The organism is Bradyrhizobium sp. 87 (genome assembly GCF_023073015.1).
In the GTDB taxonomy this organism is placed as follows: domain Bacteria; phylum Pseudomonadota; class Alphaproteobacteria; order Rhizobiales; family Xanthobacteraceae; genus Bradyrhizobium; species Bradyrhizobium canariense_D.
Map to the genome: position 1 here is coordinate 1 of NZ_JADPIQ010000103.1, position 21,116 is coordinate 21,116.

At 60.3% G+C, this 21,116-nt stretch carries 18 protein-coding genes and 2 pseudogenes; 7 read left to right on the forward strand and 13 right to left on the reverse strand.

Going from position 1 to position 21,116, the window contains the following annotated elements; translation table 11 throughout:
• Nucleotides 1-164: 164 nt before the first annotated feature.
• Nucleotides 165-351 (forward strand): annotated as a pseudogene (locus IVB50_RS26645) (2Fe-2S iron-sulfur cluster-binding protein); the annotation flags it as partial.
• A 693-nt stretch (nt 352-1,044) separates the two neighbouring features.
• Here IVB50_RS26645 and hemC read toward each other — a convergent pair.
• The 5 genes from hemC to IVB50_RS26670 form a co-directional block, all read right to left on the reverse strand.
• A complete protein-coding gene (hemC, locus tag IVB50_RS26650) occupies nt 1,045-1,983 on the reverse strand; it encodes a hydroxymethylbilane synthase (RefSeq protein ID WP_247297963.1) in 939 nt (312 codons plus the stop codon).
• 566 nt (nt 1,984-2,549) lie between these two features.
• Nucleotides 2,550-2,996 carry a cytochrome C gene (locus tag IVB50_RS26655; RefSeq protein WP_085385813.1) on the reverse strand — a complete coding sequence of 149 codons (447 nt, stop codon included), beginning with the start codon at nt 2,994-2,996 and terminating at the stop codon, nt 2,550-2,552.
• Nucleotides 2,997-3,009: 13 nt separating this feature from the next.
• Nucleotides 3,010-3,252: a hypothetical protein gene (locus IVB50_RS26660; RefSeq protein ID WP_247297966.1), complete on the reverse strand. Its 243-nt coding sequence runs from the start codon at nt 3,250-3,252 to the stop codon at nt 3,010-3,012.
• 9 nt (nt 3,253-3,261) lie between these two features.
• A complete protein-coding gene (locus IVB50_RS26665; protein WP_247297969.1) occupies nt 3,262-4,578 on the reverse strand; it encodes a c-type cytochrome in 1,317 nt (438 codons plus the stop codon).
• An 8-nt stretch (nt 4,579-4,586) separates the two neighbouring features.
• Nucleotides 4,587-5,987 (reverse strand): cbb3-type cytochrome c oxidase subunit I, encoded by a 1,401-nt coding sequence (locus tag IVB50_RS26670; RefSeq protein WP_247297972.1) that lies wholly within the window; start codon nt 5,985-5,987, stop codon nt 4,587-4,589.
• Nucleotides 5,988-6,792: 805 nt separating this feature from the next.
• On the opposite strand from IVB50_RS26670, the gene IVB50_RS26675 reads away from it, so the two are divergent.
• Together IVB50_RS26675 and IVB50_RS26680 are read left to right on the forward strand one after the other, a co-directional pair.
• A complete protein-coding gene (locus tag IVB50_RS26675; RefSeq protein ID WP_247297976.1) occupies nt 6,793-7,311 on the forward strand; it encodes a Rid family hydrolase in 519 nt (172 codons plus the stop codon).
• A gap of 20 nt (nt 7,312-7,331) precedes the next feature.
• Nucleotides 7,332-7,955 carry a hydrolase gene (locus IVB50_RS26680; RefSeq protein WP_346771309.1) on the forward strand — a complete coding sequence of 208 codons (624 nt, stop codon included), beginning with the start codon at nt 7,332-7,334 and terminating at the stop codon, nt 7,953-7,955.
• A gap of 642 nt (nt 7,956-8,597) precedes the next feature.
• On the opposite strand, the gene IVB50_RS26685 is transcribed toward IVB50_RS26680, so the two are convergent.
• The 5 genes from IVB50_RS26685 to IVB50_RS26705 all read right to left on the reverse strand — a co-directional run bounded on the left by IVB50_RS26685 (nt 8,598) and on the right by IVB50_RS26705 (nt 13,072).
• Nucleotides 8,598-9,416, reverse strand: a complete 819-nt coding sequence (locus tag IVB50_RS26685; RefSeq protein WP_247298012.1) for a hypothetical protein — start codon at nt 9,414-9,416, stop codon at nt 8,598-8,600.
• Nucleotides 9,417-9,590: 174 nt separating this feature from the next.
• Nucleotides 9,591-9,860 (reverse strand): hypothetical protein, encoded by a 270-nt coding sequence (locus IVB50_RS26690; RefSeq protein WP_247297979.1) that lies wholly within the window; start codon nt 9,858-9,860, stop codon nt 9,591-9,593.
• 698 nt (nt 9,861-10,558) lie between these two features.
• A complete protein-coding gene (locus tag IVB50_RS26695; protein WP_247297982.1) occupies nt 10,559-10,798 on the reverse strand; it encodes a hypothetical protein in 240 nt (79 codons plus the stop codon).
• Between the two features lie 299 nt (nt 10,799-11,097).
• Nucleotides 11,098-12,618, reverse strand: a complete 1,521-nt coding sequence (gorA, locus tag IVB50_RS26700) for a glutathione-disulfide reductase (RefSeq protein WP_247297985.1) — start codon at nt 12,616-12,618, stop codon at nt 11,098-11,100.
• A gap of 76 nt (nt 12,619-12,694) precedes the next feature.
• Nucleotides 12,695-13,072, reverse strand: a complete 378-nt coding sequence (locus tag IVB50_RS26705; protein WP_247297988.1) for a cytochrome c family protein — start codon at nt 13,070-13,072, stop codon at nt 12,695-12,697.
• Between the two features lie 759 nt (nt 13,073-13,831).
• On the opposite strand from IVB50_RS26705, the gene IVB50_RS26710 reads away from it, so the two are divergent.
• Nucleotides 13,832-14,026 (forward strand): hypothetical protein, encoded by a 195-nt coding sequence (locus tag IVB50_RS26710; RefSeq protein ID WP_247297992.1) that lies wholly within the window; start codon nt 13,832-13,834, stop codon nt 14,024-14,026.
• A gap of 602 nt (nt 14,027-14,628) precedes the next feature.
• Here the strand turns inward: IVB50_RS26710 and IVB50_RS26715 are convergent.
• The 3 genes from IVB50_RS26715 to IVB50_RS26725 all read right to left on the reverse strand — a co-directional run bounded on the left by IVB50_RS26715 (nt 14,629) and on the right by IVB50_RS26725 (nt 18,072).
• Nucleotides 14,629-15,048, reverse strand: a complete 420-nt coding sequence (locus IVB50_RS26715) for a cupin domain-containing protein (RefSeq protein ID WP_247297995.1) — start codon at nt 15,046-15,048, stop codon at nt 14,629-14,631.
• Nucleotides 15,049-15,686: 638 nt separating this feature from the next.
• Nucleotides 15,687-16,604 (reverse strand): NADP-dependent oxidoreductase, encoded by a 918-nt coding sequence (locus IVB50_RS26720; RefSeq protein WP_247297998.1) that lies wholly within the window; start codon nt 16,602-16,604, stop codon nt 15,687-15,689.
• Nucleotides 16,605-16,749: 145 nt separating this feature from the next.
• Complete coding sequence (locus IVB50_RS26725) at nt 16,750-18,072, reverse strand: MFS transporter (protein ID WP_247298001.1); 1,323 nt, start codon at nt 18,070-18,072, stop codon at nt 16,750-16,752.
• A 1,721-nt stretch (nt 18,073-19,793) separates the two neighbouring features.
• Here IVB50_RS26725 and IVB50_RS26730 point away from each other — a divergent pair.
• The 3 genes and pseudogenes from IVB50_RS26730 to IVB50_RS26740 form a co-directional block, all read left to right on the forward strand.
• Nucleotides 19,794-20,141 carry a hypothetical protein gene (locus IVB50_RS26730; protein ID WP_247298004.1) on the forward strand — a complete coding sequence of 116 codons (348 nt, stop codon included), beginning with the start codon at nt 19,794-19,796 and terminating at the stop codon, nt 20,139-20,141.
• Between the two features lie 93 nt (nt 20,142-20,234).
• Nucleotides 20,235-20,642 carry a FixH family protein gene (locus tag IVB50_RS26735; RefSeq protein WP_247298007.1) on the forward strand — a complete coding sequence of 136 codons (408 nt, stop codon included), beginning with the start codon at nt 20,235-20,237 and terminating at the stop codon, nt 20,640-20,642.
• Nucleotides 20,639-21,116, forward strand: a pseudogene (locus tag IVB50_RS26740) (efflux transporter periplasmic adaptor subunit); the annotation flags it as partial. The gene IVB50_RS26735 and the pseudogene IVB50_RS26740, both read left to right, overlap by 4 nt.

Below are 21,116 nucleotides of genomic sequence, written 5' to 3' on the forward strand. Positions count from 1 at the left end.
ATAATCTGCTCTTCCGTAAACCTGGCTCGCTTCATTTGTCCGTCCTTCAGAAGGCCGGACTCTAACTTCAACTGGAGGAAATCGGCAGGGGCAGGTCAATGTACGCCAAGGTTGGGGCGCTTACGGCGCCTTACCGTCACACGCGATAATATCACTGGTGCAGAATGGCATATGTTCTCACGGTAAACGGCAAGCCGCATACGATGGACGCTGACGGCGACCACCCCGCTGCTGTGGGTGCTTCGCGACATGCTCCAAATGACTGCCACCAGGTTCGGATGCGGTATGGCGCTGTGCGGCGCGTACACGGTGCATCTCGAGGGCGCGGCGACAAGAGCTTTTAACACTCCGATTGACAGCGTCCGGTCACCGAGTGATCACCGCGGAGGTTATTGCGGTCCGGGCATGCGAAAGCATTGGTCCGTATCCGCGATGCGGAACGGTTTCCCAACGTGCCCAAACCTGATATCAGCGCCGCGAGAACGATCTGCTTGCCTTCGTGGCGGATCGTAGAGCTGATCGCGCGCCGCTTCCGCTGGAACGTCGTCCTGCGCGGTGGTCAGCTCTTCACCGAAAGTTTCGAAGGCAACTGGCTCCATGGGCGTGGCGCGCGGGGAGGCCAGACTTCATCGTCTATCGCCTCATTTGGCGCTCGACCGGCTGATGCTGCCCGGATAGCAAAGACACACTCACGCGCGTAGTTCACCACCCGACCCAGCTACCGGTCGACCTACTCACGATTATCGACATTGATCTTTGGTCTCCGCGGCGCAATCACCCATGCGGAGCAGCATCTGCAACCTGGAAAGCGCCGGTCGTTAGGCCTTTGCGGGGGCGAGAGGCCCCAACCGGCCAAGCTCGGTTCCCTGATTTGACGAAGCTGCGGCAACTGCCCTGCGGCACAGGTACAGATCGTTAATGGAGAACGCCAGCCGGGCTTTTGCATTCGCGCAACAGTAATCGGTTCCACACTGCTCAAGAAGGTCGAGCGCCTGCGCTATGCTGGCTTCCCAAGAGCATAAGTCGTCATGTCAACTAGCGAATTCAGATTGTCCTTTGCTCTTCCACTGTACGGAGCGCAGCCTTCAATATCTCTTCGGCGCCTTGCTGAAGAAGTTTATGCCCGAGACTTCTGCCTATTGCGTCGGCTTGATCGGCCGGACCCACACTTTCATCGGCGATCTTCCTTTGGCCATCCGGATGAGTCACTTGGCCTCGAAGTGTTAATGTCCCGGCGAGCCATGTGGCAGAGACCCCGACGGGGAGGCTGCAACCCGCATCGAGACTTCTCATCAATGCGCGCTCTGCATCCACTTCGGAGCGCGATTGCCGGTCTTCAATCTTTTGAAGCAGCGCTATAAGTGCCGTATCCTCTTCGCGAGCTTCAGCCGCGAGAGCACCTTGACCGACTGCATACGGGAAAACACGAGCGTCTAAAATCTGTGAAGCCTCATGTAGCAATCCTAGTCGGGACAGCCCGGCCGCCGCCAATAGAGTAGCGTCTATTCCCTGTCGGTTCTTTGCCTTACACAGCCTTGGAGAAACGTTCCCTCGGATGGGTCGAATATCGAGACCATTGCATAGATCGAGAAGTTGAGCTTTCCGGCGAATTGATCCAGTGCCGACGCGCAGCCCCGGTTGTAGCTCACTTAGTGTAACGCCACAAATCGCGTCGCGAGGATCCTCTCTTTTGGGAACGGCTGCCAATACCAAGCCGGGCTGCAATTTGGTTGGAAGATCCTTGAGGGAATGAACAACCAGGTCAACTTCGTTGCGCAGAAGCGTGTCTTCGCTCTCCTTCGTGAACGCTCCGATGCCGCCAAGCTGATGAAAGGCCGACCTTCGATCGTTATCGCCAGCCGAACTCACGAAGACCAAGCGTACCTCAGCGGCCGGCTCGACGCCTCGAATAAGATCGGCGACGTGACTGGCTTGCCAGATGGCCAACTCACTACGCCTGGTGCCGAGTCGAATTTCCACCATGAAACCTCTTGCTTCTTCGGCAGTTCGCGAACCTATAGCGTTGCGCAACTAGCTATGATCGGCGCCTGCTCATTTAGCCGCACAGCGTGACTCTGGTGTGGTAGTCCTTGCATAGGTATCTTCTCTCACGCGATATTTCACATCTATCCATAGTCGCCCGAGACGGAGAAGCAGCCAATAGCTCGCAACTTTATAAAGGCACTGGACTAAGTCGAGAAGGGTGCGGGTTCCTCGAGAACGGAGCTTGCGCACCTTTCGGATGTCAAGCACGCTGAATGCGTCCGTACATCGCCTCAACTGCAAGAGGTCGAGCTCAAACGCCGCAGCGAGCTGCCATCACCTGTTGATACCGGAACGATCAAGGTGATCGACGGTGTCGAAACTTTACGTGCGGCATCACGCTAACTTAAGTGGACGCCTCCGTCGTCAAGAGCGGAAGCCTGTCGATGAGACCGCGTCACTTCGCCTCCACGCAATGTATTATGAACGAGCATATTCGTCTTCACCACTTGCGGAGATCCGGATGGGTCAACAGCCACAGCGTCGACCCGTTTGATCGTGGGGCGCTATTTGAACGGATTCATCGACGAGGAATAAGTTGGTGTTTTCGCGTAATCCGCCGGAACATTCCAAAGGGTTGCGACATACCAAGCGGTCCAAGCAACGATCAGTAGCGTCAGCACCCACACCCAGACCGGCATCGGCGAGGGCGATTCCGCTCGGTGCGGCTCGAACGGCTCTTCCGCTCCAAACGCGTTGACCATGAGGCGCACGGTACCGTGGACAACGGCACCATCACCAAGCCCGGTGACCGTGATGCCGGGGCCGTTGCGGACTTGGAATCGAAGGCGCCGGACCCCGACCTGGCCGGTGGCATCTTGGGCTTCGATGCGCAGGCCGTGCTCGCCGTCGGCAAGGCTCTTGGTGTCGAGCGCTATCTCGGTCGGCGGCCGCTGATCGGCGACCGGATCTGGCGTGTCGTCTAGATAGATGCGGATGCGCGGGTCGGCCACGTGTTACATTCCTCTAACGGTCGGTGTCCAAGACGCGATATTTTGGATGATTGGGATCCCGTTCGCCGGGGTCAATGAGCATCCACAGCGCCGCCACGATGCAGCTGAGGGTCACTAGCCCAGCCCCGCCCGCCACCAGCAGGTTGCCGAGTAGTGGTCCGGTAAGACTATGATCGCCAGCAGCAATAGCGATCACAGGCGTAGTGCAGAGATAGCCAAGCGCCGAGAGGATCCAAGCGGTAATCGTATCAGTCATCTTCGCCTCCTATTTCTTGGCACGGAGCTTCGTGATGTCCGCGAGCGTCACCAGCGGCCCGTGGTTGCCCCATGACGTGCGCTCGTGATTGATGATATCAGCGATCTGCTGATCAGATAGTCTGTCAGCGAACGGCGGCATCTCTACTTCGTACTTCTGGCCGTTGATGGCCTTCCCACCAAGGCCGCGCAGCATGGTGGTGATGTGTTCGGCAGGGTCAGTAGCGTTCACGACCTGATCGCCCGCAAGTGGCGGAAACGTGCCCGGCACGCCTTTGCCCTCTGCACCGTGACAGGCGGCGCAGTTCTCGGCGAACAGCTTCGCTCCTTCCGCGGGATCGAATGTCGGTGCCGGGGTCGCTATCGGCGAGACCTGTTTCGGCGGCGTCTGCTGCTTCTGCAGTGGTTCGTTGGCGCGCGCCGCGACGACATCAGCCGCGCTGATCAAGGCACCACGATTGCCCCATGAGGAGCGCTCGTGGTCGATGATATCGGCGATCTCCTGATCCGACAATTGATCCGCGAATGCAGGCATCGGAGCTTCATATTTCTGGCCATTGATCACGTGTCCGCTAAGTCCATGGAGCACAGCCCCGATGTGTGCCGTCGGATTCGCGGCGTTAACCACCGGATCTCCGGCGAGCGGCGGAAACGTTCCCGGCACACCCTTGCCTTCCGCGCCGTGGCAGGATGCGCAGTTGTTGGCGAACAATGCTGCACCTTTGCTGGCATCAAACCCTAGCGGCCCGCTCGAGCGACTCAACGGCACGGCGCCGGGCTGCGTTGGAGCTAGCGCGGGCTGCTTCAACGACAACAGATAAGCCACCAGCGCCTTGCCGTCTTCGTTAGGAATCACGGTACCGCCTGGCGCGAACTCTGGCGGCAATGACACCGCTTTCTCTGCGGGGGGTACTTTGTCCACAACGCTGAATAGCCAAGGGAACGCTGGCATGATCGATTGCGGCACCACTGCGCGCGGCTGATAGAGATGGATGAACTGCCATATGCTGCTCGATTGCCGCGCGCCAATATTGCTCAAGTCCGGTCCGTTACGCTCCGAACCTAGCAATTCCGTGGTCTGGTAAGCATAATCGCCCGGTGCCGACGGACGGCCAAAGGGTTTATCTCCAGGGAGGGGGCGTACTTGCTGGGTATGACAATAGAAGCAGCCTTCGGAGACATAAACATCCCGCCCTCGCGCCTCTAGGGGGGTCAGTGGCTTAAGGCCCGGCGTCGGCGGTACGTTCGATAGCCAGATGCCCGGCAGCACGCCCATCAGAACCGCCAACCCGGTGTAGACCAGCGTTGAACCGCCGGAAATCGCCAATAACCTATTCATACCGACACCGTCTTGGCTGCGGCAAGCTCGGCGTAGGACCTGCCGTAGGTCATTGTCCAGACATTGAAAGCGAAGACGAGATGGCCGGCGAACATCATCGAGCCACCGACGGAGCGCCACAACCAATATGGCGCGGCATCTTCGACCGACTGGATGAACGTGAGTCCTCGAAACCAATCGAGCCCCTGAATGGTTCCTGCGGCCGACAGCGCCGCAACGTAGATGACAACACCGACTGCAGAAAGCCAGAAATGGATGCCCATGGCCAGGTTGTACGGATACTTGCCGGTGGCGCGCGGCAAGAGTGCATAGACTCCGCCCCAGATCGCGAACGTGACGAAGCCGTACATCGTCAGGTGCGAGTGCCCTACCGTGTAATTGGTCAGATGCCACAGCTGCTGCAGCGAGCGGAATGCCTCCAATGTGCCTTGCGTCGAACCCAGTAGATAGCCGTAGACGGCGACCAGGATGAACACCGCGGGCGAGCGATATATCCATTCGTGAGTCCCCCGGAAGGTGAGAAGGAAGTTCGCGGTGCCGCTCAGCACAGGAACCAGCATGGCCACGCTGAAGACGATGGCCGTAGTCTGCAGCCACCACGGTAATGGACTGAATTCAAAATGATGGGCGCCAACGATCGGATAGAAAATGAGATTGGTCCAAAATGCAAAGACGCCAAGAGAATACGAATAGATCGGGCGGTTCAGGAGCTTCGGCAGCGCATAATAGGACACACCGAGCGATAGGGGCGTGAACCATAGTCCGACGGCATTATGCATGAAGAAGGCCTGTACCGCGACCTGACCCAGTCCGAACTGGTACCATGGCAGAAGCGACACCACGACCATGACAATCGTCCACAGCGTGCCTCCGATAGTATACCAGTTAGAAATGTAGATATCCTCAGCATCCCGCTGCTCCACAGTGGCGATCATATTCCAGACCGCAGTGATCAAACCTAGCCCGAGGATTACGCGAATCCACCACAGCCACTCCCGATACTCCTGGCCGTAGTTGAAACCGAAATCGAGTGTAACGGTGCCCAGTACAGCGGCGAGATTAAGGAGCGCAAGACTGATCCATGCGAGGCGCTCGCTGTACAGCCGCGCGCCCGAACTGCGCGCTGCCACGAACAGCGCAAGTCCGATCAGCGCCTGGCTCGCCCAGGCATAAAATGTTCCGTTGGTGTGGATCGCCCGCAGCCGTCCAAACGACAGCGCCGGCGTCGTCGCAAAATCCGGATAGGCGAACTTGAAGCTGACTAAGAGTCCCACGGCCGTGGTCAATACGAGCCAGATTGTCGCCGACGCTACGTAAGCCGCTAACACCCGCGCCAGAGCGGGGTCATCCGGAGCGGCTGTCCGAAGCGGAATGGCCTTAGCGGTGTATGACATCATCCGACTCTCCGTCCCCTCGACGTCGTTGTCCAGCGTTGCTCCAAAGCGCGCCCCACGATGCTTTGCAGAATGCCCTTGCAACGCCTGCGAAGGAAATCACCTCTCGCCATCAATTCGATAGACGATCGTTATTGCCGGCGCGCCGCGTGACTCCGTAGCGAGGAACGTCACCAGACGCACATGCAGAGATTTCCGTTCGCTGCCTGGGAGCAATCCAGATCACGGGTGGCAGCGCGCCGCCTCCTCGAGCATGACGCCGCTCCTACGGTGGATTTCGCGCGCGACGATCAAGCTGCTTTTTCATCCCCAGGTCTGGCGTGGTGGCGCAGCTATTCGCCCGGCCCGCGCTCGATCTGAGCTGATCCGACGAGTTAGGTCGTCTTTTGGCCCAACCGAGACCTTCAGTTCACTCTGACGAATATCCGTTTAAAAGACATTTTCCGCGAAGCTTCGAATACAAGCGTCGCGACCGGCCAGGTCGCATCTGCGCGGCTTGCGCGATGCACGCATTCACAAGCCCGTCACCGTTCGTTCCACGTATCGGCGCGAGTGGGATGTCTCACTCAACTCTCCTTTGGCTCGTCCTCGTTTTTCAGCGCGGGCGACCATGGGATTCTCTGCAGGCGGGACTGGTGGCATTCCCCGTTACTACATCACGCGGCGAGACGGCGCTAACGATGGTCTATCGAATCTATGACGAGAGATGATTTCCTTCGCCGGCGTTGCAAGGTCATTCTCCAAAGCATCGTCCTACCGACGGTCAGTGCCGCCATCGAGACGGGATTGAGAAGCCAGGAGGCTCAATATGCAACGCGACGAGATAAATGCCGCCGCAACAATTTATAAGGAGGCCGCCTATTTTGATGTGCCGTGGGAAGATGCCTACGGGTACGCACAGGCGATCAAGGTTGGTGACACCATCCATGTCTCCGGTCAGCTCAGCCACGACGAGAAGGGGAATCTAATCGCGCCTGCTTCTCTCGATGAATCCGGCAAACCGGCCGAGTTTTCGATGATGGAACAGCAGATGCGGGCGACGTACGCTAATGCGGCCAAGCTTTTGGCGCGCTTCGGGGCGACGTTGGACAATGTCGTCGAGGAGACGCTGTATGTCCTCGACGTCGGTGCCGCATTCGCCGTTGCGGGCAGGGTGCGCAAGCAGGCCTACGGCACGGCACGACCTCAGTGCGCCAGCAACCTGATAGGTGTGCTGAGACTGGCCTTTCCTGAACAGCTCATCGAGATCACCTTTACCGCTAGGCTGTCGGAACAGAAGCGAAGCCACCATGATAACTCCCCGATGTCCCGAGTTAACGAAACATGACACAAGGACCTGAAACGGCGATGCCCGACATCCTGATCGAGCCGAAGGACTGCACCTTGGTGCTGGTCGATCAGCAAGCCGGGCTTGCTTTCGGCGTCGGGTCGATCGATCGCCAGACGCTTTTGAGCAACGTGATCGCTCTAGCGCGCACTGCCACCGTTTTCGGCATGCCGATCGTGGCTTCCACGTCCGCCACAAAGGTCTACAGCGGTCCTCTGATGCCAGCAATCCACACTGCGATTCCTGAAGTAGTCGCGATCGAGCGCCGCAACATGAACATGTGGGAGGACCACGCTGCGCGCGCTGCTATCGTGGCGACGGGACGACGGAAGCTGATCTTTTCGGGGCTGTTGACGGAAGCGTGTGTGACTTTTCCGGTGCTCTCCGCTCGCGCGGAGGGGTATGAGGTGCACGTCGTCGGCGACGCTTGCGGCGGGCTCACTCCGGTCAGTCACGATCTGTCGATGCGACGGATGGAAGCGGCGGGCGCGAAGCCGACGTCGTGGATCCAGGTCCTTCTGGAACTCCAGCGCGACTGGACCCGGCACGAGACCTATGACGGAGCGCGAGCTATCGTGGAGGCTCACGGCGGCGGATACGGTATCGGTTTGGCCTATGCACGGGATATGATCAAGCCTACGTAAGAAATGCGCCGATTATCCATCGGCCCGCGCCACGAGCCTGGGCTGCCGCCCACGCCCCGCGAGAGAGCGCGCGTGAATTAATCTTGATCCCCGAAGCCGCAAATCAGCGCAACCAGCAAGCGACCCCTTCTGGCCAGATCAACCGCTTGGCTGCCTCGATCTTCAAGTCGGAAAGAAGCTTCTTGTGAGCCACACTGTTGGTGTCCTTGAAGGCGGCCGCGAAAGGACTGGCCGTGAGCGGCACAGCAGTTGTCGATTGGTTTCGGTAGCTAGCCGTCCACTTGGCCGAGTAACCGCTGGGCTGGAGCTCGCGAAAACGCTCGCTGGGGCAGCTGAGCGTTCCGGCGGAGACCTGAGCGGGTCTCGAAAGTTGCAATGCGGATACCAACCCTTCGGCTAGTTCGGGAGGGCTGCTGCCGCGAAGCAATCGGCATGTGCACCCGCTTAATTCGCCGCGGTAATGGGCACGGACTGTCGGAAACGTTGTTCGGGTAATCGGGAGATCTGTTGATATGAGCGCTAGCGTCGACGTCCAGCGAGCCGCTCACACGACCGAGACTGTTTCGGAAATCTAGCGTGAATATTCCGTTCGCTTGGTTGGCTTTGCTGGAATTGCTCAATCGGTCCTCAACATGGTACCCGCTAGTCTTGCCCAAGGGGGCCCACAGCGCTCACGCTGCCCGCGGGCCCCATAGCTTCAGCCGACTTGGTCGATATTGCCGGCTCTGGATTTGTCTTGGTCGCGACCGCGCTGCCTTCGAAGCGCCCCCGCACCGGTTTGGGCGTCAGCTCGACCACCGCTGCCTTGTTGGCCGGCTGATCAAGCATACGGGTCGTGACCAGCCCGGTGAGTCGCAACTCCTCCTGCGACAGTTCATGCAGATCTTCCCAGGGCGGCACGTTCAGCGACAGCGACAACAAATCACCCGCGCCGCCCATGTCGAAAGTGTATTTCGCGAGACGACCGATATCGCGTTCCACGATCATCAGATCATCCGCGTTGTAGGTCGCGGCTTTGGCATCATTGACGCGGTCACCGATCCAGATCTGATGCACCCGAACATGGGCAGTCTCAGGCACGAAACGCGTCTTGCCCGAGAGCAGCAGGAACACGCACATCGATTCGCAATAAGCCACGGGAGCCTTGTCGGAAGGAGCGCTCTGTGCAGTGTTGGTCTGAACGCTGACGCCAACGGTGGTCAGCGCTCCCAGATCGCGCCAGCGCCGCCCGAGCGCGATCGCTGCATTGACCGCTCCGCCGCTGGAATCCAGCACGATGGTCGCGCCGTCAAGCTGTCGACCTAGCGCGAATTCGTCGAAAACCCTCGGAGTATCGGCGGTCACGATGCCGACCGCGCTGACCCAACCTCGGCAATTCCGCTGGCAAGCAATCCAGCTAAACTTCATCGGCAATTTGCGCAATTCGAGGGTGACCCCGGCGCCCGCCGAACCAGCCGGCATCGTCGCCGGGCCGAGCAATGCGATGCAAATGGCGGCGACGCCGTGCCGCATCCAGCCTCGACTTGCCACCCAACTATTCCGGGCAGAGGTTACAATACATGTCGCCAGATTAATCGAGAGCGAGACGGCAAACAGGATACCCCATAGGACGAACATGTTAGAACCTTGGCCGCGTTATCGAGCCGGGTTTGCCGCGTCGCAGGGGCGTATGTACACCGGCGGCGGCTGGTGCTGCCCGGGCAGCTGTACGGCTTCAGAATCTACTAGCCAGGCCTGATGGTTGGTGCGCCGTTTAAGGCCGGGGCCGCGCATGTAGTGCAGCCCGGGCCGGTAACAGTCGCGCACGTCCATGAACAGATTGTGAACGACCTCGGCGATGTCGGAGGCTGACTTAGCCGTCTTGAGGACAAAACCAAACAACGCGGAGTCATCTATGATTGTCATGGGTGAACTCTTGGCCATCGTCTTGCGGTTCGACAAATCGGTGCGGCTGTACCCAAGCGTAGTCACAAGGAGATCGCCAACACCATTGCACAGAAGGTTGATCCGTGTGGTACTTCGGCTGAGAAGAGCATACCTAGGTGTAGGAGATGCGCTGGCACGTCCTACCTCGGCCGAGCGAAATCGGTCGATCAGCCGGACGACGCTGTTGAAGTAGGATGATTAATCAGAGGGCCGCGCGCCGCATAGAGTGATGGGTTAGTCGCTGCAGCTTGGCAGGCCGGGGACTGATGCTTGATGTACGTGAGCTTGCCACAACCGAGTTATCGCAAGGCCTTGAAAGCCTGCGCAATCCCGTAGCGACGGACCCATTCTGTGCTCCGTTTGCTCGGGCTAGCTGGCCGGGAGATGCGGGTTTGCAATGCAAATACTTCGCTTTCGTCGACGACATTGGCTTCAATCATCGTGGGCTGGCCGTTGTGGCGCCCGCTATCGGCCCGGCATACAACACCGAATGCGACCAGATAGGTGATCGAGATAATTGATCCCGACGGAATATACCCATTACCTCGGGACGTCACCAGGTCGAACCCTGTTGAGTAAGCCCCTCGCGCGCATCTTGGCTGATGGAATGTCGCAGCTGCCCGGCAGCTGCCTTACACACTAAGGGCAGGCGGCTTTCGAACCTCGGTGTCGCAGTGTCAGGCGACCTGCTCGATCACGAGTCCCTTCCGTTGAACGAGCTCGCGGCGCCGGTGCCGCGCCAGCTCAGCAAGACGCTCGGGGGAGGTAGTAAAATGTCGATCGAGACGAAAACCTTGCTCCTTTCCCACCAAGGGTTCGGTGTCGACGATGGCGGGCACCTTGCGTTGGAGGTTGACGGTGCGAATTGACAGCGGTGTTGCTCGCCCCTGCTCGTGTCGACTTCGATAGGAGCCCATACGTTATCGCCACTGCTCCACGACTTTGGCTGATTGGGCGTCGTGTGGAAATAGACGAACTCATCGCGCTCACCTTCAGGATTGCGGACTGTTGGCACGCAAGCGCAAACACGCGGCGAGTCGTGGGGCGGGTGGTTCAGGCATCCTGCGCGACACTGCCTGCGCACTCCTCACTGGCGCGGGTGGCGTTATCGATTTCATTCCGTCTGCATGAGGCCTGCAGCATTTAGTCCGGATTAGTGAGCTGCTCGAAGGTCCGCGGCTTTCCGAGCGGGCCTTCCGAATACGCGCCGCTGGCATCAGACGGGAGCGCTTGGGACGAGCGGTGTCGACGCGTCGCGCCGATCGTAACGCACCGTCGGAGTCTGCACTGCGACGATCTCCTCGCCTACCGTCGGGTGCACGGCCATAACCGACGCAAAGTCTTTCATGGTAACTCCGCTGCGGATGGCTATGGCGAGCACCTGGATCATCTCGCTGGCCTCTTCGGCGAAGATATGGACCCCGAGGATCCGGTCTGTTGCGCAATCCACAACGACCTTCAGAAGCGCGGTCTCGCAATCGCCCGTCATTGCGGCCTTCAGTGGCCGGAAGCGAACCTTGTAGACGTCGACCGCAGGGTACTGCGCCCTCGCGTCCAGCTCCGTCAGGCCAACGGAGCCGATCTCCGGGCTGGAGAAGACAGCGGTCGGCACATTGGAATAGTCGACCTGCCACGCTTTCTTGCCGAACAGACTGTCGGCGAACGCGTGGCCCTCGCGAATTGCGACGGGCGTCAGGTTTAACTGGTTCGACACGTCACCCACAGCGTAGATGCTCGGAACATTCGTGCGGGAGCTCGCGTCGACAATGATAGCGCCGTCGGCCCCAGTCTTGACCCCGGCGCGGTCGAGCCCGAGCGAGCTCGTGTTCGGCGTGCGGCCGAAGGCGAGCAGCACCTGGTCGGCCATCAGCCTTCCGCCCTGTTCAGTCGTGACGTCGATCCTTCCTGCATGGTCGCCGTCGAGGACGTCCCCATCCCGCCGTTCGAGGCGGCGGATGCTGTCGCTAAACATCAGCTTAATGCCACGGTTCGTGTAGGACCCAGCGACCGCCTGGCGCACGTCCTCGTCAAAGCCGCGCAAGACATTGCTTCCGCGGCAGACGACAGTGACGTCGCTTCCAAGCGCGGCAAACAGGCCAGCGAACTCCATTGCGATGTATCCGGCACCGCCAATCACAAGCTTCCTCGGGAATGTCTTCAAGTCGAACACGGCATCCGAGGTGATGCCGAGCTCGATGCCGTCGAAGCGAGGCAATTCGGGCCGTGCGCCAGTCGCTATCAGGATCGTGCGTGCCCGTACGCGACGGCCGTTTTTGAGGAGGCGCACTGTATTTGCGTCCTCGAGCACGGCGCGAGACCTCACCACCTCGACGCCTGCACTTTCCTGACCGATGCCGTAGAGCCCTTCCAGGCGTGTGATCTCGCGGTCCTTAGCGGCGATCAATGACGGCCAGTCGAAATGTGGGACGGACAAGCGCCAGCCGAATCCTGCGGCCTCCTCGAACGTGTCGCTGAAACGGCTAGCGTAGACGAACAGTTTTTTTGGTACGCAGCCGCGGATGACACACGTTCCTCCCAGCCGGTACTCCTCCGCGAGCATTACTCTCGCGCCATGTCCCGACGCGACGCGCGCAGCGCGGATCCCTCCTGACCCACCACCAATCACGAACAAATCGACATCGGACTCCGCTTCCCGAGAAGGCTCTGAAACCTCGGCGGCCTGTCTCGACACGCCTGGGGGCTCCTGAAATGCTTCTGTATCGCTCAACTCAGGCATTCAATCTTTTCTGGGCGGGACCGGAATGCTCTCATGTCCGCGCAGGCGCATTGCTGACGCTTGGTTCAAGAAGCTGCTACTTCAACGTAGCAAGATAGGCAACCAGGTCTGCCCGGTCCCTCGATTCCTTCAGCCCCGCGTAGGGCATCCTGTTTCCGGGAACCACCTTCTGTGGCGATTCCAGATATGCATCGAGGATCTTTGCCTCCCAAACGATGCCGGAATTCTTGATAGCGTCACTGTAGCTGAAGCCGGGAACCGTACCCGCCGTTCTACCTATGATTCCTTCCAGGCCCGGCCCGATGCGATTATCATGATCCGTGGCATGGCACGCAGCGCAAGCCTTGAAGATCGCTTTGCCGTGCTCGGCGTCCTGTGCGTAGCCGGGATTCGCTGTTGCTCCCGCAAGTACGAGCACCGCAATAAACGCGCCGATCCTTGCTGCGCTTTCCATTGGCAACATCCTTCCATCGGGTTCAGAGTTAGCACGGCAGCGCAATGTAGGTCGCCTGCCTCGCTGATAAGCGACGATTCTTGCTACAGCGGACGAAATTGGAAATTCCATTTGGATATGCATTCGATAGGCGCGAGATATCGTCGTCCAAGAGCGCTGTGCGCGCCGGCGTCCGGCGAGTGTGGTACTGCACTCGGGATGTCGGGCGGTGTAGGAGGACATGAAAGAGCACTTTGCGATGGCTCAATGTCCGGTCGCAACGCCAGGACAACACCATGCGTCGCGCCGCGATCCGTGCCTCGGCCGGATAGCTCTTGCGGCGTCGTGTCGTGCGGGTGACGTGGCTCCTAGTTCGTGACTGCGAGCGCGCCGTCGCCCCGGGGCATTTCAAGCCGGCTCGTTGTACGTCTCGTCCGAGCACCCTAAGCTTTCGTATCATCGTAACGCCCTGTTTGGACTTCCCGAGCTCAACCTGTGCTCAATTGATCCGTTAGTGACAATCTTCTTAGTGTTGGAGCATCCGACTTGCGCACAGGCTAAGGGGACGACAATGCCTTACCGCTTCGAACGTCTTGGGTCTGACAAGGGCAGGCAATGCGCGGTCTGTGAGGGCGACTTTGGTCTCGTCCGGCATTATTCGTGGCGAACGCCGCTTTGCTCTAAGAAGTGCATCGAGCGCTTCAAGGCACACCGCAAGAGTGACCACAATGGGCTCTTAGTCGCTTTCGACCAAACGCCCGAAGACCGCACGAGGGCGTCATGAGGAATCAGATTTCACGACGAGGCAAGGAATGCTTGAGGGCAGCGCAGACTTTGCTGCGCACTGCCGAAACCATCACTGACCAGGCGGTTGCGATTCAGCTTAAGGCTCTTGCCGACTACTACGAGCGGCGAGCCGAGAAGGCTTCGCTCGACGATGCAGCCAAGGCATTAGCTCGATCCGCAGACCGCTGAAGGCGACGGGCATACATGAGATCACGGGTAGCTTCCCCAGCGGCATTGCGCCCACGGGATCGCAGTTCAGCCGAAAGCCGAGCGTGGGGCCACGCGAACAACACATCGCGGAAACAACACCTCGGAGGGATGCCGCGTTTTCCGGCGCAAGATTGCTGCGGCAAACGATCATCTTCGTCACGGGTCGCGGCGGCATACCGACGTCTGCACACAATGAGCCGGGGGGAGATCGCCCGGGTTTGCGGCGGACACGACGTTAGACGGATGGTAACGCCGCTCGCCCTTATCGTGCCCCTCCTTTCCCAGCCCACGATCGCACGGATCGACGCCGACGGCAGAGCAGGCGCGTATGCTCCCGAGCGCACCAACCTGACCGAACTAATAACCGCTTCGTTGGAACAGCGGTCCCGTCGCCGAATTTTTATACCCTCGTTACGACCGGCACGAGGCTTCGAAGGGGGGTCAACGAACGACCGCTGCATGCGTCGCCCCGGCCGAGTGCTACGCGACTCCTCGGCCCCGGGGCTGCCCTGCCCTTTTTGAGGGCGGGTCCTGCACGCCGCGAGCCTCGATCGTTAGGCGCTTCGAGCGTGTATCAAGCGTTATTTGATGCGAGTGGTGAGCGCTTTGTCATTGGTGTCGAGGACGAAAACAGCGAGCAGCTTCGCCGGCTCGGTCGTGCTCGCGTTGCGGCTGATCCAATAAGTCACACCGGGCGGTTCGGACCAGCTCTCACCTGCCCGATAGATACGCATCTCGCCATCGTTCATCTTCGACTCAATCGCGCCCGAAACCACATAGGCGTAGATGAAGGCTGAGCTCGCGTGGGTGGGGGGCGCGGAGGCTGCGTTGGGTGCGTAGTCGACTTCCAAGGCGATCAGCGACTTGCCAGATATCTTAGGAATTGTAGCCTCGAAGTTCTTCGTGACGGTTTGCGCTTCGGCATCATGGACGTACATGGGGCCGGCCATCGAGATGGCGAGGGCGGCGCAGTTGGCGGCGATGATGGTTCGGATCTTCATGGGCTTTCTCGCTTTGGGGGTCGGTCGCCTTCGTTTACGCCATCATCTAGGTCCCGAGGGGTTTCACACCGTACTTAGGATAGTAGCTATTCCTGATTTCGTCCTGACTTCGAGGAGGGTGGCAAAGACATCGGCTGGACACAGCAACGGGGTGATAGAAGCTGTTTCGATTTTGACAACGTGATCGACAGGACATTCTTGGCCATTCGTCACGCGAACTGAGTTGGCGATCATCAAAGACTTGTCATGGTCAGGCCGCAGTATCAACACACGGCCCTTGAATCGATAACCGCGCCTCTGGAAAGATGTCGACCACGTTAATTTCGATGGCGGGATTGCGTTTCCAGTTCAGTATGGTCCGGGGATGCGATATCGGAGAAGTAGAGAAGGCGGTCTGTGAGGCGAAAGACTGGGCGTTCCGCCCTCGTTGATTGTCGCGACGAACGACAGTATCGCCTGCTCGATGATCGTCTCCACGTCGGCGATGATTTCAATCATAGAATCGCTTCAATCTTTGGGAACCCTTCCTAGCGCCGGTCCGCGCAGTACCGCTGGCGGCGCGTGGAGCGCAGACGGGCCAAAGGGGAAGGCGCCAACAATCCATTTGTGAGAGGGGAGCCCTTGCCTTTTCCGTTTCCTCACGGACGAACTCGGACGATGGTTTTGCCGCTGGTCCGCTTGGTCGAATTCAAAACGGCGACGGCGTCCTCGATGGTCGCGATGTTGCCGATGTTTGTACGCAGTCGTCCGTCCCGCACCCGCCGGACGATCTCACCCAGTTGGCGGCGATCAGACTCGAGGACAAAATCGATCGCCAGGCCGTCGGCGGGCCGCGCCTCGGTCGGCCCGGCGATGGTTACCAGCGTTCCTCCGGCTTGAATCAGGTCCACGGAGCGCTTCCCGATGTCGCCGCCGATGACATCGAAAACCAGATTGACTCTGCCGACGTCTTCGAGGACGTCGTTCTGGAGGTCGACGAACTCCTGCGCGCCGAAGTCGAGCGCCTTCTGGCGGTCGGCCGCGCGTCCGCTGCCGATGACGTAGGCGCCGGCCTCACGTGCGAGCTGCGCCACCATCGAGCCGACTGCGCCGGCCGCGCCGTGCACGAGGACGCTCTGCCCCGCCTCAAGGCGGCCGTGCACGAATAGCCCCTGCCACGCGGTGAGGCCTGGCATCGCTACGGCGGCACCCACCGTGAAATCGACGTCGCCCGGAAGCGGCGCGAGGTTGCGTGCCTCCACGGCCACATACTCCGCCAAGGTCCCTCCGCGATACGAGTCCGACAGACCGAACACCCGTTGTCCCACCGACAGCCCGGTCGTGCCATAGCCGAGCGCGGTGACGACACCCGCCAGCTCCTGGCCGGGAATTGTCGGCGTCCGGTCACGGTCGAGGCGATCGGTCCAGGTCGAAGGCCATGTCAGCTCACCGGAGGTGAATCCCGACGCATGAACCTGAACGATGACCTCGTTTATCGCCGCGTGCGGCTCGGGCTGCTGCATCAGTTTCATCCCGGCCGTTCCCGCAGCCTGGTCAGTCACAACGATCGCCTGCATGATAATTTCTCTCCGATCATTTGTCTCTTTACTGGATGTGCTCCGGCGAGAACCTGAGCTCGCGCTCGGCGGTACGGTTCGCCGCTACACCGGGGCGCGGCGGAATTGCTGGTCGATTGTGGCCCATCCCACTACGCAGCCTTCTTCACCGATTGTGACGGCAAGGCCAGCGACCATTCTCATGAGAGCGTTCGCTGCTTGACGAACCGGTCGCGTTCGAGCTGTCGCAGGTGCTGCTTCCCGTCGTATCGGTATGCGGATTGCGTGCGCCGATGATAGTGAACAGAGTTGCGACGGCGGCAAGTCCGCCGTATCCGAACGTGATCTGCGGTAGCGAGAACGTGTTCGAAAGTTGGCCGGAGACAAGGCTAGGGAAGGCGGCACCGCCGTAGGAGATAAGGTAGATCGCGCTGAAGATCGGCGCCCGTTCGGCTGGCGTGCTGCCATGCAGCAAGCCGCGGGCGGCGGCGCTAATGGCGATTCCCTGGCCTGCTCCGGCGACGATGGTTGCGATGATGAACAAAACCAGTGTGCTGGCGGTGACCGCCGTGCAGAGGCCGATCATTCCGGCCAGAAAAATGATCATACCGACGCGTTGGGCTTGCGCGGATGTGAACCGGCCCCCCATGGGAGCGCCGAGAACGCTCAGGATCATATAGCCGGCGAACACCAGTCCGAGTATGAGGGGGCTGCGGGTATGGAGTTGATCTTCGACTAGCGCGGGCACAAATGCTTGGTAGAAGCCCGCAGTTGCCCATGTGGCCAGGAACACCGCCGCCGCAACAGGGAGCAGGTGCCTGACCCGGGCGGGTACGCTGACCCGCGGTAGCAGTGATCGCCAAACGCCTGGCGTCGGAGTTGCTGTTTCGGGGCTGATGGCAATGAGTGCGGCAGACAATAATAGGAAGCCGATGCAAACCAGGTATATGAGGTCGCGTGGCCAGGGACCGAACTGGACCAAGGCACCGGAGGCGATGACGCCGACAGTAAGGCCAAGCATCGGTCCCTGGCTGGAGGCGACGGACGCCAACCATTCCGGTCTACTGGGTGCGGCGTCGACGATGTAGGATGTCAGGCTACTGCTGGCCGACCCGGTACCGAGACCCACGAGGAGCCGACCGAGCAGCAGGGTAGCGATGTCGTGCACATTCAGCAAAAGCACACAGCCCAGCAGTACCAGGCTCAGGCTAATGATCGCAGTGAACCGGCGGCCCAGATGATTGGACAGTCGTCCCAGCGCCAACAGTGCGGCGATGGTGCCGATGGCGTAGGCGACGACAGCGATCGAGATGCCGACATTCGTGAAGCCGTCTTCCGCCCGGTAGATGTTGTAAAGGGGAATCGGAGCGGCCGCCGCGGCAAACGAGACCACTAGCGAGACTACTGCGGATACGAATGCGAGCCGGAGCGTGCCGCCCCGGTGAGCCTGTTTGATCACTGGTGCCAGATGTTGCAGCGAGCCGTGCATCCGTTGTCTCCCGGAGATTCGGGCGCGCAGGTCCAAACTCTCCAATTAGGTATTTTCACCAAGCGGCTTTAATCGTCGACGCCAGGCCGAAGAGCGGCTGCATGGTTGAGAGCTGCCGTGCCGCGCATATTGCCGGCGGCCTTTCGAACTAGCGTCCCTCGAATATTGTCGATCAGGTAGGGCAATCGTCGATCTCCGGCGCGGCGCATGATAAACCCCGAGCCCCCGAGGGGCACGTGCTTGCCGTCGTGACCTGTGCCACACAATTGAACGGTCCAGCACGATCCGGGCAATATCGCCAGCAACGAACACATGTCGCGCCTTGTTCTTCACCATTAACAGACCGTGAGATCGCGCTCGAGTCGGGCGGCGATTTCGGTGTGATCAGTGATGGCTCCCTCTTACTCGCGATGAATACGGCCTCTGCGTCGTACGGGGGCATTATCGCGCTGATCTTACCGGAGTGAAATCGCTTGAGCAGCGTCGGCGCAACAATGCCTTCGGGTTCAGTAGGGAGCGGATAGGAGCCGAACATCACGGATTCCTGCTTCGTGTTGACTGAAATGGTTGCCTGGCGTTATTCGATTAATCCGCGGCGGTGAGTTGTTATTGGTCGCAGCGCGGGACGAAAGTTTCCAATATCCGATACGAATAATTTTCATACCCGCGGGGAATTGTGCTGCGACAGTCCTCTCTTCCATTCATAACCGAGGTACGTTGCGCAGCCGGCGACCGCGTCACGGCGCGCGGCGAGCGGCAATAACGATCGTCCAGCGATTCGAGGGTGAATGGTGATCTCCTTCGGAGCCTGTACTTGGCTTCCAACGTTGGAGGAAACCAGCACACGCGTCGCACACATGACCGCAGTGTTGATCCACTTTCAACGACCGCTCGGATAAATCAATCGACATCGAGGCGAATCCATCCTGAATGACCACTTCGTCAGGGTCGGTCGCAACGGATCGGGGAGTACCATCGGTGCAGCGTTTCGATTGTCGTGAGAAGGTCTCCGAGCGACGAACGGCTGGTCGACGACGGGAATCCGCAGGCTGTAGCGCTGCTGGTCGAAGGCTACCTGTTCAGGCGCCCTCGAATGCAGTCTGGACTAGGGCGGCCCCAAGATCGTTGCGCGAACAAACGCCTGGAGAGTTGGAAACCGGTGCGAGCGGCAGCCATCGCACCAATGCTGTAGAAAACAAAGCTTTGCTAAGCTCCGAGATCCTTCAGAGCTAGATGCAGGCGTTCCTTTCCCAACGTATAGTCGGGGACCGCGAGTTCGGGAGCAGGTTTTTCTGCGATGCTCTTACGCGTGGATACGCACCCAACTCTCATGGTGGCGGGACGCCATCGCTTCGGCCTGACAATCGCACTCGCAACCTGGCTGTTCGGGCCATGCTATAGCCCGGCCGGGCCCGGGCGGCCGTCATGAACACGGACTGAGACGCGGTCCCTGATTACCCCAGGGACTTGCCGCCGCCGTGGATCGCTCCGGGCGAGACCAGGAGAATGCGGCTACCGCGGTCTGGAATGCGGCCGCCGACTCCGGCTGAAGCCGAAGGCCGGCCAGCGTGTTCTGCAGCTATGGGTCGGTACCGTGCCCGCCAATGCAATCCGACCGATTCGGGGCCCTCCTGCTGCAGCTGAAGTCCTGCAGATTGGGCTGGCGAACATGTGAACCCGGTGGGCTTCCATAGATCCGCCGCCCGTGGGATGGTCGCGGCATGCGGCGACTGCTCAAAATCGTGTTCGCGTTCTTTGTAACGCTTGGCTTGGCGTTGGCGCCCTTGGCGGCGCCGGCGGCCGCTGCGCAAGCTCGTCTCGACGGCATGAGCGACATGTCGATGTCGGCCGATATGCCCTGCTGCCCTGACGATCAGAAGAGCAAGGACTGCCAGGACTGCCCGCTGGTTGCGATGTGCGTCCTGAAGACGACCCAGGCGGGCCCCTCCGAGGCGGTCGCTTTGCCGTTGCGACACGCGATCCGGACCACCCACTCGGTGGCAGACGACGTGGTCGGCGACGGTTTGGTCCGTCCACCTCCCGACCAACCCCCTCGAACCCTGGCCTGAACGGCGCTTGACGCCGATCGCGTCCGTGCGCCTCGCGCGCGCGGATGACGCACGCCGCCTCGCGGTGAATCCAGGACATTCGAGGACCAGAAAATGAAGACGTCTACCTTCGCGCGCGCCGTCCAGGCCGCGCTGATCGCTGCCGCCGTCGCCGGCACAAGCACGATCGCATTGGCCGACATCAATGACTACAAGTTCGAGCTCGTCGACCAGTCAGTCCAGGCCGGGCCGGACAAGATCATCACCGTCAGGCTCGTGAACACCAAGACCGGCAAGCCCGTCCCCGATGCCGTTATCTTCGCCAGCCGTTTGGACATGGCCCCGGACGGCATGCAGGAGATGGCGACCAAGGTCACGGCCATGCCGGGGACGGAGCCGGGCACGTACCGTTTCAAGGCGACCTTCGACATGGCCGGGCGGTGGCAGCTTTCGCTCGGAGCCAAGGTCCAGGGCGAGACCGGCACCGTCGAGAACAAGCTCGTCATCACGGCGCAGAAGTGACGAACTCCGTCGCAGCAAGCCTGGCCGCCGCGTTGATCGCGGCGGCGGGCATCGCATTCGTCGTCGCCGGCCCGCAGCGGCCGACGGCGCGAACCGCCGCCGTGATCGGCCCCGCTGCGGCCGAGGAGAGCGGCGCCCCGATCTACTACCAGGATCCGGACGGCAAGCCGTCGTACTCGCTGGTGCCGAGAAAGACCCCAGATGGCCGGGATTTCCGCGCGGTGCCCGCAGGCGCCGACATCAGCTTCGACGATGACCAGGCGGAAACCCCGCCTTCGGTGACAACGGCGGCCGGCGGCTCCGGAGAGCGCAAGATCAAATACTACCGCAATCCCATGGGCCTGCCGGACACATCGCCGACGCCGAAGAAGGATTCGATGGGGATGGACTACATCCCCGTCTATGAGGGCGACGACAGCGACGACGGATCGATCAAACTCTCGCCCGGCAAGATTCAGCGGACCGGCGTCAAGT